Source organism: Stenotrophomonas maltophilia (assembly GCF_023518235.1).
GTDB lineage: Bacteria > Pseudomonadota > Gammaproteobacteria > Xanthomonadales > Xanthomonadaceae > Stenotrophomonas.
The window spans coordinates 4,500,667-4,515,653 of record NZ_CP090423.1; the positions used below are offsets into that span (position 1 = coordinate 4,500,667).

Annotated in this window: 12 protein-coding genes and 1 riboswitch; of the genes, 5 read left to right on the forward strand and 7 right to left on the reverse strand. The window is 68.3% G+C overall.

The genetic code is table 11. The features are described from left to right. Positions 1-130 precede the first annotated feature (130 nt). Both LZ605_RS20905 and LZ605_RS20910 read right to left on the reverse strand, forming a co-directional pair. Positions 131-1,735 (reverse strand): peptide chain release factor 3, encoded by a 1,605-nt coding sequence (locus LZ605_RS20905; RefSeq protein WP_107231240.1) that lies wholly within the window; start codon positions 1,733-1,735, stop codon positions 131-133. A gap of 66 nt (positions 1,736-1,801) precedes the next feature. After that, positions 1,802-2,701, reverse strand: a complete 900-nt coding sequence (locus LZ605_RS20910; protein WP_249843178.1) for a M23 family metallopeptidase — start codon at positions 2,699-2,701, stop codon at positions 1,802-1,804. A gap of 149 nt (positions 2,702-2,850) precedes the next feature. Beyond that, positions 2,851-2,969, forward strand: a riboswitch (SAM riboswitch). Positions 2,970-3,046: 77 nt separating this feature from the next. Here LZ605_RS20910 and metX point away from each other — a divergent pair. The 3 genes from metX to LZ605_RS20925 are packed head-to-tail and all read left to right on the forward strand — an operon-like array spanning position 3,047 to position 6,374. Further along, positions 3,047-4,078 (forward strand): homoserine O-succinyltransferase MetX, encoded by a 1,032-nt coding sequence (gene metX, locus LZ605_RS20915; RefSeq protein WP_249843179.1) that lies wholly within the window; start codon positions 3,047-3,049, stop codon positions 4,076-4,078. Then, positions 4,075-5,310 (forward strand): O-succinylhomoserine (thiol)-lyase, encoded by a 1,236-nt coding sequence (locus LZ605_RS20920; protein ID WP_249843180.1) that lies wholly within the window; start codon positions 4,075-4,077, stop codon positions 5,308-5,310. The genes metX and LZ605_RS20920 overlap by 4 nt, the downstream gene beginning before the upstream one ends. Beyond that, on the forward strand, positions 5,307-6,374 hold the full coding sequence (locus tag LZ605_RS20925) for a homoserine dehydrogenase (protein ID WP_249843181.1): 1,068 nt from the start codon (positions 5,307-5,309) through the stop codon (positions 6,372-6,374). The genes LZ605_RS20920 and LZ605_RS20925 overlap by 4 nt, the downstream gene beginning before the upstream one ends. 105 nt (positions 6,375-6,479) lie before the next feature. Here the strand turns inward: LZ605_RS20925 and LZ605_RS20930 are convergent, their stop codons facing one another. Both LZ605_RS20930 and LZ605_RS20935 read right to left on the reverse strand, forming a co-directional pair. Next, entirely contained in the window at positions 6,480-7,475 is a 996-nt protein-coding gene (locus LZ605_RS20930; protein WP_249843182.1) for an alpha/beta fold hydrolase, read from the reverse strand. A gap of 188 nt (positions 7,476-7,663) precedes the next feature. After that, a complete protein-coding gene (locus tag LZ605_RS20935; protein ID WP_024956918.1) occupies positions 7,664-9,046 on the reverse strand; it encodes an L-serine ammonia-lyase in 1,383 nt (460 codons plus the stop codon). 99 nt (positions 9,047-9,145) lie between these two features. Between LZ605_RS20935 and LZ605_RS20940 the strand changes: the two genes are divergently transcribed. Continuing rightward, positions 9,146-9,373 (forward strand): glutaredoxin family protein, encoded by a 228-nt coding sequence (locus LZ605_RS20940; RefSeq protein ID WP_249844963.1) that lies wholly within the window; start codon positions 9,146-9,148, stop codon positions 9,371-9,373. A 79-nt stretch (positions 9,374-9,452) separates the two neighbouring features. On the opposite strand, the gene LZ605_RS20945 is transcribed toward LZ605_RS20940, so the two are convergent. From LZ605_RS20945 to LZ605_RS20955, 3 genes are read right to left on the reverse strand one after another with little or no spacing between them, the layout of a single operon-like run. After that, on the reverse strand, positions 9,453-10,025 hold the full coding sequence (locus LZ605_RS20945; RefSeq protein WP_249843183.1) for a YceI family protein: 573 nt from the start codon (positions 10,023-10,025) through the stop codon (positions 9,453-9,455). Between the two features lie 3 nt (positions 10,026-10,028). Next, the gene (locus LZ605_RS20950) at positions 10,029-10,601 is read right to left on the reverse strand and encodes a cytochrome b (protein WP_005410672.1); all 573 of its coding nucleotides are present in this window, start codon (positions 10,599-10,601) and stop codon (positions 10,029-10,031) included. Next, positions 10,598-11,242 (reverse strand): YceI family protein, encoded by a 645-nt coding sequence (locus LZ605_RS20955; protein ID WP_249843184.1) that lies wholly within the window; start codon positions 11,240-11,242, stop codon positions 10,598-10,600. Before LZ605_RS20955 ends, LZ605_RS20950 begins: the two co-directional genes overlap by 4 nt. A gap of 165 nt (positions 11,243-11,407) precedes the next feature. Between LZ605_RS20955 and LZ605_RS20960 the strand changes: the two genes are divergently transcribed. Continuing rightward, positions 11,408-14,950, forward strand: a complete 3,543-nt coding sequence (locus tag LZ605_RS20960; RefSeq protein WP_249843185.1) for a sensor histidine kinase — start codon at positions 11,408-11,410, stop codon at positions 14,948-14,950. The last annotated feature ends 37 nt before the right edge of the window (positions 14,951-14,987 follow it).

Sequence of the window (14,987 nt, forward strand, 5' to 3'; positions counted from 1 at the left end):
GAGGGGGACCCGCACCCCCCTATCATCGCCGCGATGGCCGGCGCGTGCACGCCGGTCACCGTATGGTCGATGAATCCCTGGGTGCCGGGGTCAGAGCCCTATTCTGCGGAAAGGGATCCGACCCCGGGGATCAGGCCACCGACACGGTGTGCGCCGCTTCGCGGGTGGCCGAGAAGCGCACGTCCGGCGCGCGTTCCTGCGCCAGCTGCAGGTTGACCCGGGTCGGCGCCAGGTAGACCAGGTGGCCGGCCGCGTCCAGCGCCAGGTTCAGCGCGTTCTTCTCGCGGAACTCTTCCAGCTTCTTTTCGTTGCTGCAATGGACCCAGCGTGCGGTGGTCACGCTGACCGGTTCGAAGGTCGCTTCCACGCCGTACTCGTCCTTCAGACGGTAGGCGGCCACGTCGAACTGCAGCACGCCGACCGCGCCCAGGATCAGGTCGTTGCTGGTCAACGGGCGGAAGAACTGGGTCGCGCCCTCTTCGGACAGCTGCGCCAGGCCCTTCTGCAGCTGCTTGAGCTTGAGCGGATCGCGCAGGCGTGCACGGCGGAACAGTTCCGGGGCGAAGTTCGGAATGCCGGTGAAGGTGACCGCTTCGCCTTCGGTGAAGGTATCGCCGATGGAAATGGTGCCGTGGTTGTGGATGCCGATCACATCGCCCGGCCACGCTTCGGCGGCGATCTCGCGGTCGCTGGCCATGAAGGTCAGTGCGTTGGCCAGCTTCATTTCCTTGCCGGTGCGCACGTGGAAGGTCTTCATGCCGGCGCTGAAGCGGCCCGAGCAGACGCGCATGAACGCGACGCGGTCGCGATGCTGCGGGTCCATGTTGGCCTGGATCTTGAACACGAAGCCGGTCAGCTTGTTCTCTTCCGGGGCGATCTCGCGGCCGGTGGTGGAACGTGCCTGCGGCGACGGTGCATGCTCGACGAAGAAGTCCAGCAGCGGCTGCACGCCGAAGTTGTTCACACCCGAGCCGAAGAACACCGGGGTCTGCTTGCCGTCGCGGTAGGCCTGCAGGTCGAACGGGTGGCTGGCGCCCTGCACCAGTTCCAGCTCATCGCGCAGCTCGGCCAGCATCTGTGCACCGATCTTCTCGGCCAGGCCGGGCGCATCGATGGACGGGAAGATGGTCGAATCCTGGCGGGTGAAATTGCGGCCCGGCTCGTACAGATGCACTTCGCCGGTCAGCAGGTGCACCACGCCCTTCAGGCGCTGGCCCATGCCGATCGGCCAGGTGACCGGGGCGCACTGGATGCCCAGCACGGTTTCCACTTCATCCAGCAGCTCGATCGGGTCCTTGCCCTCGCGGTCGAGCTTGTTGATGAAGGTCATGATCGGGGTGTCGCGCAGGCGGCACACTTCCATCAGCTTGATGGTGCGCTCTTCCACGCCCTTGGCCACGTCGATCACCATCAGCGCCGAGTCCACCGCGGTCAGCACGCGGTAGGTGTCCTCGCCGAAGTCGGCGTGGCCGGGGGTGTCGAGCAGGTTGACGATCTTGCCTTCGTACGGGAACTGCATCACCGAAGAGGTGACGGAGATGCCGCGCTCCTTTTCCAGTGCCATCCAGTCGGAGGTGGCGTGGCGGGCCGCCTTGCGGCCCTTGACCGAACCGGCCATCTGGATCGCGCCTCCGAACAGCAGCAGCTTTTCGGTCAGCGTGGTCTTGCCGGCGTCAGGGTGGGAGATGATGGCGAAGGTGCGGCGACGCGACGCTTCGTTGGCGACTTCGGACATGGCAGTGGCGCCCGCCCGGGGCGCTTTTCAAAGAGATAAGCGCCCGATTATACCGGCCGGGGCCGCTCAGCGCCCGGTGCCGCCCTCGGCCTCGCCCTGGCGGGCGAACTGCAGCTGGCCCTGTTCGGCGAAGATGCGCACCGGCACCGAGCGCAGGCCCATGCCACGGTTGACCTGCACCACGAAGTGCAGATGCGGGGCACTGCTGAAGCCGCTGTTGCCGGACAGGCCGAGCGGCTGCCCGGCCTGCACCGCCTGGCCACGGCGCACGCGCATGCCCCCGGCCTGCAGGTGGCCATACAGGGCCATGCTGCCATCGCGGTGCAGGACGCGGACGAAGTTGGCGCGGCCGCCATCGCGTTCGCGGTCCAGGCCGTTGCCCTGGTAGCCATCCTGGATCTGCATCACCGTGCCCTCGCGCGCAGCCAGCACCCGCGTGCCCTCAGGCAGGGCGAAATCGACCGCGTCGCGGTTTTCCTCATCACCATGGCTGAAGTGGCCCTGCGGCGCCTGGTCCACGCGCAGGCGCGCGGCATCGAAGGGCAACCGGTAGGCCACGTCCTCGGCCTGTGCGGCGGGGTTGCCCGGCACCGACTGCAGGCGCAGGTCCAGGGTGCGGCCGTTGGCGGGGGCAGGCAGGCGACCGACCACCAGGCTGCTGTCGCCCTGGATGAGTGACTGCACCGGCAGGCCTTCAACGGCGCGGCCAGGCGCGGCGCGCAGCTCGATCTGCAGCGGGCCTGCCAATGCGTTGTCGATCCGAGCCTGCCACTGTTCGCCGATCGGCTGCAGGCGCAGCTGGGCCATCGGAACGGCCTCCTTTGCGGAGCCCGCGCCGTTGCTGGCCGTGCTGGCGCGGGTGGGCGGCTTCGGCAGCATCCCCCAACCCTGGCGCCAGTCGCTGGCCCCGGCGGAGGCACTGGCCAGCAGCGGCAGGAGCAGGCAGGTCAGGAGCAGGCGTGGCATCGGCGATTCAGGAAAATGGACCGCCGGGACTGTACCCGATCCTGAACGGAGCGACCGCGACGGCGCTCGCATAGTGGAGTCGGGGAAATATTCATCGCTTTATCCGCATGAAGGGATTGACAGTGCTGCAAAGGGCTGGCATCGTGGCTCCACCATCGAGACCGGCAGAGGGACAGGCCCTTTGAAGCCGGGGCAGCCCGCAGACGCGCAAGCATCTGCGTAGGTGCCAAATCCTGCGGGGACCGTGGCGTCCACCGAAAGATGGTTCGAACCATGCACCGCACGTGCATCTCGAACGCGAGCCCCGCGAAGGCTCGATGGCCGATTCCCCAACCGGATCCCGCCATGAGCTTCGCTGCCAGTACCGCCGTTCGCCCCGAACCCTTTGTCCCCGTCAGCGTGCCGGTCGAAGACCGCGTGCACGCCGAACGCGGCGAGTTCGCCGCGGTGCTGTCGATGCGCCATGCCGGCCCAAGCCCGGTGCGCCTGCGCTATGAGTGGGTCGGCCCGGCCAACGCGCCGGTGGTGGTGCTGGCTGGTGGCATTTCCGCGCACCGCCATGTGGCCTCCAACGCGCAGTTCAGCGAGAAGGGCTGGGCTGAAGATCTGGTCGGCAACGGCCGCACGCTGGATCCGCAGCAGCTGCGCGTACTGGCGTTCGACTTCATCGGTGCCGATGGGGCGCTGGACGTACCGATCGATACCGCCGACCAGGCCGATGCGCTGGCCCTGCTGCTGGACCATCTCGGTATCCGCACGCTGAAGGCCTTCGTTGGCTATTCGTATGGCGCGCTGGTCGGCCAGCAGTTCGCGATCCGTCACCGCGCCCGCGTCCGCCAGCTGGTGCTGGCCAGCGGCGCGCATCGCCCGCATCCCTATGCCGCCGCGTGGCGCGCGCTGCAGCGTCGTGCCGTCGCCCTCGGTCAGCTGCAATGTGGCGAGGACCACGGCCTGGCCCTGGCCCGGCAGTTCGCCATGCTCAGCTACCGCACCCCGGAAGAATTCGGCGAGCGCTTCGACGCTGCGCCGGAAGTCATCAACGGGCGCGTGCGCGTGGCCGCCGAAGACTACCTCGACGCCGCCGGCGCGCAGTACGTCGCGCGCACGCCGGTGACCGCCTACCTGCGCCTGTCCGAATCGATCGATCTGCACCGTGTCGACCCCGCCGCGATCCTGCCGCCGACCGTGGTGGTGGCCGTGGAGGGCGACCGCCTGGTGCCGCTGGCCGACCTGGTCGGCCTGGTCGAAGGGCTGGGCCCGCGCGGCAGCCTGCGCGTGCTGCGCTCACCCTACGGCCACGACGCCTTCCTCAAAGAAACCGATCGCATCGACGCGATCCTTGCCACCGCCTTCCGCACCTCTGGAGAGTCCGCATGAGCCTGCACGCCAACGAGCCGTCCTGTAGTCGCACCACTGCCGCCGTCCGTGCCGGCATCGATCGCGATACCGCCCATGGTGCGGTCACCCCGCCGATCGTGCTGTCGTCAAACTTCAGCTTTGAAGGCTTCGGCAACAAGCGCCAGTACGACTACACGCGCAGTGGCAACCCCACCCGCGACCTGCTGGGTGAGGCGCTGGCCGAACTGGAAGGCGGCGTCGGTGGTGTGGTCACCGCCACCGGCATGGGCGCGATCAACCTGGTGCTGAACGCACTGCTGCAGCCCGGCGATACGCTGGTGGTGCCACATGATGCGTACGGCGGCAGCTGGCGCCTGTTCAACGCGCTGGCAAAAAAGGGCCACTTCGAACTGGTCACCGCCGACCTCACCGATCCGCGCGCGCTGGCGCAGGCGCTGGCCACCCAGCCGAAGCTGGTGCTGGTGGAAACCCCGTCCAACCCGCTGCTGCGCATCACCGACCTGCGCTTCGTGATCGAAGCCGCGCACAAGGCCGGTGCGCTGGTGGTGGTCGACAACACCTTCCTGTCGCCGGCACTGCAGCAGCCGCTGGCCTTCGGCGCCGATCTGGTGCTGCATTCCACCACCAAGTACATCAATGGCCACAGCGACGTGGTCGGTGGTGCGGTGGTGGCACGTGATCCGGCGCTGCATGAGCAGCTGGTGTGGTGGGGCAATGCGCTGGGCCTGACCGGTTCGCCGTTCGATGCGTTCCTGACCCTGCGCGGCCTGCGCACGCTGGATGCGCGCCTGCGCGTGCACCAGGAGAACACCGCGTCGATCGTCGCCCTGCTGGACCAGCATCCTGCGGTGGGCCGCGTCTATTACCCCGGGCTGGCCGATCACCCTGGTCACGCCATCGCCGCCCGTCAGCAGAGTGGCTTCGGCGCAATGCTGTCGTTCGAGCTGGCCGACTGCGAAGGTGACGATCCGCATGCCGCCGTGCGTGCGTTCGTCGACGGCCTGCGCTGCTTCACCCTGGCCGAATCGCTGGGCGGTGTGGAAAGCCTGATCGCGCACCCGGCCACCATGACCCATGCGGCGATGACCGCCGAAGCGCGCGCCGCCGCCGGCATCAGCGAGGGCCTGCTGCGGTTGTCGGTCGGTATCGAGGCCGAGCGTGACCTGCTGGCCGATCTCGGCGCCGCGCTGCAGCGCGCCGAAGCGGTGATCGATGCGGCCGCGCGCCGCAAACAGGTGGTGGACGCATGAACGCGCTGGCCGCTGACATCCCCGCGCTGGGCACGGGACGCCTGGCGCTGCTCGGCACCGGCACTGTGGGCTCGGCCTTCGTGCAGCGTTACCAGGCCTTGCAGGCACGGGGGGTGGAACTGCCCAATGTGCAGTGGCTGGCCAATTCGCGCACCGCACTGGCGATTGATCGCGACCTGGCGCTGCCGTTGGAGCTGGCGCGGCGCGCGCCGCGTGACGGCCTGCGTTCGCCACCCTGGTCCAGCGCCGAAGGCCTGGAACGGGGGGACGTGGTGGTCGATGCCACGGCCAGCGAAGACGTGGCGGCCCGCCACGCGCAGTGGCTGGCGCGCGGCGTGCACGTGGTGACGGCCAACAAGCTGGGCCGTGGCGCGCAGCTGGCCCGCGCGCAGGCGATTGCTGAAAGCTGCGCCGACAGTGGCGCGCGCTATGGCGACAGTGCCACGGTGGGTGCGGGCCTGCCGTTGCTGAGCAGCCTGCGCGCGCTGGTGGCCGGTGGCGATCACATCCATGCCATCGAGGGCGTGCTGTCCGGTTCGTTGGCGTGGCTGTTCAATCGCTATGACGGCCAGTCGCCATTCTCGGCGGCGGTGCGCGAGGCGCTGGCCGCCGGCTACACCGAGCCCGATCCGCGCCTGGACCTGTCCGGCGAAGACGTGCGTCGCAAGCTGCTGATCCTCGCTCGCAGCAGCGGGCTGGCGCTGGATGCCGCGCAGGTGCAGGTGGATTCGCTGGTGCCTGACGCACTGGCGGCGCTGCCGCTGGAAGCGGCCGTCGCCGCGTTGGAGCAGTTGGATGCGCCGCTGCAGGCGCGCTGGCGGCAGGCGCGCGACAATGGCTGTGTGCTGCGCTTTGTCGGTCGCGTCGATGGCGAAGGTGCGCAGGTAGGGCTGCGCGAACTGCCCGCCGATCACCCGTTGGCGCAGGGCGCAGGTACCGACAATCGCGTGGCCATCCACAGCGACCGCTATCAGCGCCAGCCGTTGTTGATCCAGGGCCCGGGTGCGGGCGCGGAAGTCACCGCCGCCGCGCTGCTGGACGATGTGTTGCGGATCGTGGGCTGAACGCACCGCTTCTGTAGAGCCGAGCCTACGCTCGGCTGCTGCTGGCGAGATCCCCTCCTGCCGGATGAGCCGAGCATGGGCTCGGCTCTACAGAATGGCTGCCGTTCAATGCGCCTTCAATGCCTTCAGCAACGCCGCATTGAACTGCTTCGGATCCTGCACCTGCGGCGAATGGCCCAGCTCGGCGAACTCGACCAGTGTCGCGCCGGGAATCGCCGCCGCCGCAGCCCTGCCCAGTGCCGGATAGTTGCCCAGCGTCGCCTTCAGGTCCGGCGCCGCCAGATCGCGGCCGATCGCGGTGCGGTCTTTCTGCCCGATGAACAGCGTGGTCGGTACCCGCACGTTCTTCAGCTCGTACACCACCGGCTGGTTGAACACCATGTCCGAGGCCAATGCCTGGCTCCACGCAACGGCCTGCTTGCCCGGGCCTTCGTACATGCCCGACTGCATCCGCGCCCAGGTTTCGTAGGCCGGCTTCCATTGGCCGTCGTAGTACACGTCCAGCTGGTAACGGCGGATGCTGTCATAACTGGTCTTCAGTTCACCGGCATACCAGGCATCCACGCTGCGCCACGGCACGCCCAGTGCCTTCCAGTCTTCCAGCCCGATTGGATTGACCAGCGACAGGCTGCGCAGGTCCTGCGGGTACATCAGCGCGTAGCGCACCGCGAGCATGCCGCCCATCGAGTGCCCGACCAGATGCACCGGGGCATCACCCAGTTGCAGCTGCAGCAGCAGCGCATGGGTATTGGCCGCCAGCTGCGCGAACGAGTACTGGTAACGCTCGGGCTTGCTCGATTTGCAGAAGCCGACCTGGTCCGGTGCGATCACCCGGTAACCGGCGGCCAGCAGGGGTGTGATGGATTCCTTCCAGGTCGCCGCGCAGAAGTTCTTGCCGTGCAGCAGCACCACCACACCGATCGGCGCCTGCTTCGGCGCGATATCCAGGTAGGCCATCTCCAGCGGCTGCCGCTGCGATTCCAGCGCGAAGGTCTTCACCGGATAGCCGTAGTCGAAGCCTTCCAGCCGCGGGCCGTAGGTGGGCGCGGCCAGGGCAGGCAGCGGAAGGCAGGCAAGCAGGGCAGCAGCGATCACGCGCATGGGGCAATCCGGGGCAGGGGAGCCTCGAGCCTAACCGGAACGCAGTGATGATGTCGCTCCGCCTAGCGTCGAGCTTGCTCGACGGCTCTGCCATCAGACCGCGAAAATCCCGCGCTGCGCGCGATAGTCGACCAGCGGTCGACTCTACCCACTGCCCCATCAGCCGAGCATGGGCTCGGCTCTACAATTCAACACTCGATGACATTCACCGCCAGGCCACCGCGGCTGGTTTCCTTGTACTTGTCCTGCATGTCGCGGCCGGTATCGCGCATGGTCTTGATCACCTTGTCCAGCGACACCTTGTGCTTGCCGTCGCCGCGCATCGCCATGCGCGAGGCGTTGATCGCCTTCACCGCGCCCATCGCGTTGCGCTCGATGCACGGAATCTGCACCAGGCCACCGATCGGGTCGCAGGTCAGGCCGAGGTTGTGTTCCATGCCGATTTCCGCGGCGTTCTCGATCTGGCTCGGGTTGCCACCCAGTGCCGCGACCAGGCCGCCGGCGGCCATCGAGCAGGCCACGCCCACTTCGCCCTGGCAGCCGACTTCGGCGCCGGAGATCGAGGCGTTCTCCTTGTACAGGATGCCGATCGCCGCCGAGGTCAGCAGGAAATCGAACACGCGCTGTTCGTTCGCACCCGGGCAGAAACGATCGAAGTAGTGCAGCACCGCTGGCAGCACGCCGGCCGCGCCGTTGGTCGGCGCGGTGACCACACGGCCACCGGCCGCGTTTTCCTCGTTCACCGCCAGCGCGTACAGATTGACCCAGTCCAGCGTGGTCAGCGGATCGCGCATCGCCGCTTCCGGCTTCGATGACAGCTCGCGGTACAGCGCCGGCGCACGACGGCCCACCTTCAGGCCACCCGGCAGCACGCCTTCCTCGCGGATGCCGCGTGCCACGCACGACTGCATGGCGCTCCAGATCTCGCGCAGGTTGGCGCGGATCTCGTCTTCGCTGCGCCAGCACTTCTCGTTCTCGAACATCAGCTGGGCGATGCTCAGGCCGCTGCGTGCGGTCTGCGCCAACAGCTCGTCGCCGCTCTTGAACGGGTAGGGCAGCGGGGTTTCGTCGGGCACGATGCGGTCATCGGCCGCATCGTCCTGGTTGACCACGAAGCCACCACCGACGGAGTAGTAATCGCGGGTGGCGATGACTTCGTCCTCGGCGTTGTACGCGGTGAAGCGCATGCCATTGGTGTGGTACGGCAGCTTCTGGCGCTTGTTCATGCCCAGGTCGCGCTTCTCGTCGAAGGCGATCTCGTGCTGGCCCATCAGCTGGATGCGCTTGCTGCTGCGGATGCGCTCCAGCGTGGCCGGGATGATGTCCGGATCGATCAGGTTCGGGCGCTGGCCTTCCAGGCCGAGCAGGATCGCCTTGTCGGTACCATGGCCGCGACCGGTCAGCGCCAGCGAGCCGTAGACATCGGCGCGGATGCGCGCGACCTCGTGCAGGCGGCCCGGATCGAGCAGCCAGCGGTGAATGAATCGCTCGGCGGCCTTCATCGGCCCGACGGTGTGCGAGGAACTCGGACCAATGCCGATCTTGAAAACGTCGAACGTGCTGACAGCCATGGATGCCAAACTGCGGGTACCGGACAAGCCGCTATTCTAACGGCTTGCCGGGCCATTCGATGGCTGCGGCGCAGCATTTCCGCCATGGGAGCCGAACCGGTGTTGACCCTGATCCAGCGTGACGACTGCCACCTGTGCGACCTGGCCCTGGCCGAGCTGGCCAAGGCGCGGGCGCCGGAGTTCGACTCGGTGTTCCTGGATGACCAGCCGGCGCTGGAAGCACGTTATGGCGCCCGCGTGCCGGTGCTGCGCGACGAGGCGGGCGATCGCGAGCTGGACTGGCCGTTCGATGCGGCCGGAGTGCAGGCCTGGCTGGCCGCGGGTTGAATCCGCCGGGCATGGCCCGGCGCCACCCTGTGTCGCCGTTCTGCGGTAGCGCCGGGCCATGCCCGGCGGCAGACGCGCTTTACTTCGCGTCGAACTTCACGATCGTGCTGATCGCGGTTTCGTCGGGGATGGTCTTGGTGTCGGCCCAATCACCGGCACCCACAGCGAAGTCCAGGCGCTTGACCGTGGCCTTGCCGGTCAGCACTGGCTGCGCACCCGGCTTCCAGGTGAAGGTGAGTGTGACCGGCTTGCTGACGCCACGCAGTTCCAGCGTGCCGTCGGCGGCGAACTGATCATTGCCGACGGCACGGAAGCCCTTGGCGGTGTAGCGCGCGGTGGCGAACTTGCCGACGTTGAAGAAGTCGGCGCCCTGCAGGGTCGAGTCACGGTCGCTGTTGCCGCTCTTGGCGCCCGCCAGCGGGATCACCACGTCCAGCGAACCGGCGGCCGGATTGGCCGGGTCGAAGCTGAGCTTGGTGGCAAAGCCGGGGAAGCTGCCGGTGAACACTTCGCCGTCGTACTTGCTGGCAAACACCAGGATCGAACCGGCACCGGGCGCCTGTGCGTAGTCGGCGGCAAGCGCCGGGGCAGTGGTCAGCATGCCGGCCAGGGCGGCGGCCACGGCGGCCGGGGTGGTCAGTTTCAGGTTCATCGGTCAGTCCTTCTGAGGGGAGGCAAGCCAGCCGCGCGGCAACATGCGGGACAAGGTCGCATCGCGCTGGAACAGGTGGTGGTAGAAGGCAGCGCCGGCGTGGGCCAGCACCACCGCGATCAACAGCCAGAAGCCGTATTCGTGGATGGCATGGGACACCGCGACCACCTGCGGGTCGGGGCCGCTCAGCTTGGGCACGTCGACCAGGCCGAACCAGCGGAACGGGCGCAGGCCGCTGGCCGAGTCGTACAGCCAGCCTGACAGCGGGATGGCGAACATCAGTACATACAGCAGCACGTGGGTGGCGCTGGCGATGCGTTCCTGCCAGCTGGGCACGCCCGGCACCGGCTTCGGCGCACCGGCGTACAGGCGCCAGCCGAGACGGAACAGCACCAGCGCCAGCACGGTGATGCCGATCGACTTGTGGGCGGTGTAGACCCAGAAGTATTTCGGGGTCTTGGGCAGTTCGCCCATGGTCAGGCCGACCACGCCCAAGGCGAGAATCAGCAGGGCGATCAACCAGTGCAGGATCTGGCTGACACTTCCCCAGGCGGCGGGGGTGTTCTTGGCGGTCATGAAGGGTCCTTGGGGGCCGTCTTGGGGTCGGAGTGCGGAACGGCGGCGGGAGTTCCCGGCGTGTCGCTGCGGTCGAGGGTGGCTTCGGCCTCGATACGTACCTGCACCGCATCACCGATCACGCCCGGCCAGGCGGTGATGCCGAACGCGCGCCGGCTCAGCGTGGTGGTGGCGGAAAAGCCGGCGGTACGCCGGAACGGCGGTAGCGGGTAGCGTTTGAGGGCGTTGAGGGTCACCTCCAGGGTGACCTCCTGGCTGACCCCGCGCAGGGTCAGCGTGCCGATCACGTGGGCGCGCTTGGGATCGATCGGTTCGACCCGGCTGGAGACAAAGCGCGCGTTCGGGAAACGTTCGCCGTCGAGCAGGCTGCGGGCCAGGGTAGCCTGGTTCCATTTGGTGTCACCGAGGTCCAACCGCGACACGGGCACCTCGACGTCCAGCGTGGCGTCGCGCCAGTTGTCGGGATCGAACTGCAGGCGGCCCTCGCTGCCGGAGACCGTGCCCATGGCCTGCGAGTAGCCGGCGTGGTCGATGGAGAACAACACCCGCGTGTGCACCGGATCGAGCCGATAGGTGTCAGCGGCCGCCCAGGCGGGGGCGGTGGCGAGCAGCATCGGCAGCAGGGCCAGGCAGGGACGCATCGATGGCGGGCTCCGGGAAGGGGACGTTGCGATCATACGCACAGCCCCCTGCCAACGTTGCGTGCATGACTGCAACAGTTCGTGGTGGCGCCGCCGCTGGAAACAGGCTGTTGCAGCCATGAACCCGGCCCTGTGTGACAATCGGCCCAGGACAGGGGGTTCAGGATGAAGAGTCGCTGGCGGCAGTGGTGCCGTGGCATTGCGGGGTTGGGACTGCTGCTGGGCGCGATCACCGCCGCCGCGGCGACCCCGGACATGGCGGAAACACCACGCCTGCGCCGCTTCGGGGCCGCCGAAGGATTGCCCTCGCGCATGGTGGTGGCGCTGGCCGAGGATCGCCAGGGGCACATCTGGGCGGCCACCGACGGCGGCCTTGCCCGCTACGACGGCAACAGCCTGCGGGTCTGGGAGCACGATCCGGACCAGCCGGGTTCGTTGCCCGGCAATGAGATCGAGACGCTGCTGATCGATCCGCTGGACCGGGTGTGGGTGGGCATGAACGGCAAGGGCGTGGCCCGGCTGGACGCCGATCGTGCGCGCTTCAGGACCTTCGACACGGTCAACTCCCTCTGCGAGGGACAATTCTGGGCGCTGGCCTACGCAGAAGACGCCTTGTGGATCGGCACCAACAACCATGGTGTGTGCCGCCTCGGCGAAGATGGCAGCGTGCGCCTCTACACCCATGATCCGGCGCATCCCGGCGGGCTGCCCAGCAACAGCATCTTCACCAGCCTGGTCGATGCACAGGGCCGGCTGTGGGTGGGCACAGAAGCCGGGGTGGCGCGTTGGAACGGGACCGGCTTCGAGCCGGTGGGCGCACGCGAACTGGGCACGCTGAGCGTGCTCCGGCTCAGTCGCGATGCTGACGGTTCGATCTGGGTGGGCAGCCAGAACGATGGCCTGTACCGCATCGACGCACAGGACCGGGTCAGTCGGCCACGCTGGGCCGACAGTGCCCGTCTGCGTTCTGCGCTTGTGCTGGCCGATCGCCAGGGCGGCTACTGGGCCGGCACCTCCGATGGGCTGCTGCGTGGGGATGCGGCAATGCTGCGCCGGCTCGAAGGTGACCGTGGCAGCGGCTTCCTGACCGCACACAGCGGTGTGCTGGATCTGTTGCAGGACCACGAGGGCGGGTTGTGGGTGGCACTGCTCACCCAGGGCCTGGCCTACCTGCCGCCGGACTGGCGGCGCTTCTCGATCTGGAACCAGCTCGATGGCAAGCCGCTGGACAGCCAGTACCTGCTGAGCGCGGCCAGCGACGGGCAGAACTACTACGTCGGCTCGGCCCGTGGCGTTTACCGGCTCGATGCGCAGGGCACCCTGCGCCTGCTTGCCAGCGACCGCCAGCTCGGCAGCGGTGTGGTGTGGTCGGTGCTGCCGCGCCCGGACGGGCGCCTCTGGCTGGGACGCGGTGGACGCATCACCGTGTACGACCCGGCCAGCGGTGCACTGCAGGATTGGCGCATCGATGGCAGTGCCGACCTGCGCCAGCGCATCGACCTGATGCGGCAGGCGCCGGATGGCACGGTCTGGGTATCGGTAATGGGCCTGGACCTGCAGCAGCGCAGCGCCGAGGGGCGGCTGCTGCACAGCTATCCGTTGCAGCAGTTCCAGGGCAGCGCCGATGCGCCCATCGAACAGATCCGTTTCGATGACCACGGCCGCCCCTGGATCATGGGAGAGATGGGGATCTGGCGCGCGCAGGCTGGACGCTTCGAAGCGGTGCCGGGCGTTTCGCGTGGGCCGATCTACGACCTGGTGTGGATCGATCCGCAGCAGATGTGGCTGGCGCGCCAGGGCGCCTTCGAGCGTTACCAGTGGGATGGCATGAGCCTGCGGCTGATCCAGCGCATCGACGGGGCTGCGGGCGTGCCGCCGGTCAGCATGGGCGGGTTGGCCCTGGCCGACAATGGCCAGCTGTGGGCCACGACGCCGCGCGGCCTGCTGCGCTGGGATCCCCAGGCACGCCGCCTGCAGCAGTTCAACGAGCGCGATGGCCTGTCCGACGCCGAATTCACCGGGCGGCCACCGGCGGTGAACGCCGATGGCCGTGTGCTGGCGGTGACCCAGACCGGCCTGGTGGCCTTTGACGTGAATGCTGCTGACAGTGCGCGGCCGCCTTCGTCGCTGGTGATCGCCGAAGTGCGCGTGCGCCGCGACGATGCGCGTGGCTGGCAGCCGTTGCCGGTCACCGGCACGCTGCTGTTGGGGCCGGATGACCGTGACCTGCAGATCGACGCGCGGCTGTTGTCCTACGCCAGCCCGCAGGGCAACCGTTACCGTTTCCGCGTGCAGGGCTACGACCAGGACTGGGTGGAGCAGGGCGGCGACGGCCAGCGCACGCTGTCGCGGCTGCCGACCGGCCACTACGTCATCGAAGTGCAGGCGGCGTCCTCCAACGGGGCGTGGACTGCTTCGCAGCGGCTGCAGGTGAAGGTGCTGCCGCCATGGTGGCGCAGCGGCATGGCGATCTTCGGCTATGTGCTGCTGGGGTCGCTGTTGCTGCTGACGCTGGCCTGGGCGATCCGTGCGCGGCTGCGCCGGCGCCAGCAATGGCAGCTGACCTTGCACAAGCAGCAGCTGGCCGAGCAGGCCTCGCAGGCCAAGAGCCGCTTCCTGGCCACGCTCGGCCACGAGGTGCGTACGCCGATGACCGGCGTGCTGGGCATGAGCGAGCTGCTGCTGGCCACGCCGCTGGACCCGATGCAGCGCAGCTACGCCGGTTCGATCCAGCAGGCCGGCAGCCACCTGCTGCGGCTGGTCAACGATGCATTGGACCTGGCCCGCATCGAGGCAGGCCGGCTGGAACTGGACCTGCACCCGTTCGATCTCAAGGAGCTGCTCGACCAGGTGCAGGGCCTGATGCAGCCGATGGCGCAGCAGCGCCAGCTGGCCTTCCAGCGCGGCGAGGATCCGCCTGGCCCGATCAGCGTCAGCGGCGATGAAATGCGTGTCCGCCAGATCCTGCTGAACCTGCTGGGCAACGCCATCAAGTTCACCGAGCGCGGGCACGTGGGCCTGTCGGTGCAGCTGGAAGAACGAGGCGGTGTGTGTTTCGAGGTGCATGACAGCGGCCCGGGCATCAATGCCGAGCAGCAGCAGCGCCTGTTCCATCGATTCGAACAGGCCGAGGGGCCGCGCACGGCGTCGCGCTATGGCGGCAGTGGGCTGGGCCTGGCGATCTGCCAGGAGCTGGCGGTGGCGATGGGCGGGCATATCGAGGTGGACAGCCAGCCCGGCAAGGGCGCCCGGTTCCGCGTGCAGCTGCCGCTGCCGTGGACCCGGCAGGCGGCGCGTGCCAGCGGTGAGCCGGCGGCGTCGCCGGAGCTGCCACCGCTGCACATCCTGCTGGTGGAGGATGATGCGACCGTTGCCGAGGTCATCGCTGGCCTGCTGCGTGGACGCGGACACGACGTGGTCCACGTGCTGCATGGCCTGGGCGCATTGTCCGAGATTGCCACCCATCGCTTCGATGTCGGCCTGCTCGACCTCGACCTGCCGGCGCTGGATGGCACCGCCATCGCCCGCCAGCTGCGCACGATGGGCTACGAGCTGCCGCTGGTGGCGGTGACCGCACGCTCCGATGCCTACGCCGAGACGCAGGTGCTGGCCGCCGGATTCGACGGCTTCCTGCGCAAGCCGGTGACCGGTGACCTGCTGGTGGCTGCGATTGTTCAGGCGCGTGCAAAACGACAAGCCATGGCGTGACTGCGGCGTTGCCGGGCGTGAAGGGTGCGACTTTCGG

Excerpts from the sequence above, each read along its gene's own strand:
- LZ605_RS20950 (WP_005410672.1), bottom strand. The coding sequence starts at position 10,601 with ATGACCGCCAAGAACACCCCCGCCGCCTGGGGAAGTGTCAGCCAGATC.
- LZ605_RS20925 (WP_249843181.1), top strand. The coding sequence starts at position 5,307 with ATGAACGCGCTGGCCGCTGACATCCCCGCGCTGGGCACGGGACGCCTG.
- LZ605_RS20920 (WP_249843180.1), top strand. The coding sequence starts at position 4,075 with ATGAGCCTGCACGCCAACGAGCCGTCCTGTAGTCGCACCACTGCCGCC.
- LZ605_RS20945 (WP_249843183.1), bottom strand. The coding sequence starts at position 10,025 with ATGAACCTGAAACTGACCACCCCGGCCGCCGTGGCCGCCGCCCTGGCC.
- LZ605_RS20935 (WP_024956918.1), bottom strand. The coding sequence starts at position 9,046 with ATGGCTGTCAGCACGTTCGACGTTTTCAAGATCGGCATTGGTCCGAGT.
- LZ605_RS20905 (WP_107231240.1), bottom strand. The coding sequence starts at position 1,735 with ATGTCCGAAGTCGCCAACGAAGCGTCGCGTCGCCGCACCTTCGCCATC.
- LZ605_RS20930 (WP_249843182.1), bottom strand. The coding sequence starts at position 7,475 with ATGCGCGTGATCGCTGCTGCCCTGCTTGCCTGCCTTCCGCTGCCTGCC.
- metX (WP_249843179.1), top strand. The coding sequence starts at position 3,047 with ATGAGCTTCGCTGCCAGTACCGCCGTTCGCCCCGAACCCTTTGTCCCC.
- LZ605_RS20960 (WP_249843185.1), top strand. The coding sequence starts at position 11,408 with ATGAAGAGTCGCTGGCGGCAGTGGTGCCGTGGCATTGCGGGGTTGGGA.
- LZ605_RS20910 (WP_249843178.1), bottom strand. The coding sequence starts at position 2,701 with ATGCCACGCCTGCTCCTGACCTGCCTGCTCCTGCCGCTGCTGGCCAGT.
- LZ605_RS20955 (WP_249843184.1), bottom strand. The coding sequence starts at position 11,242 with ATGCGTCCCTGCCTGGCCCTGCTGCCGATGCTGCTCGCCACCGCCCCC.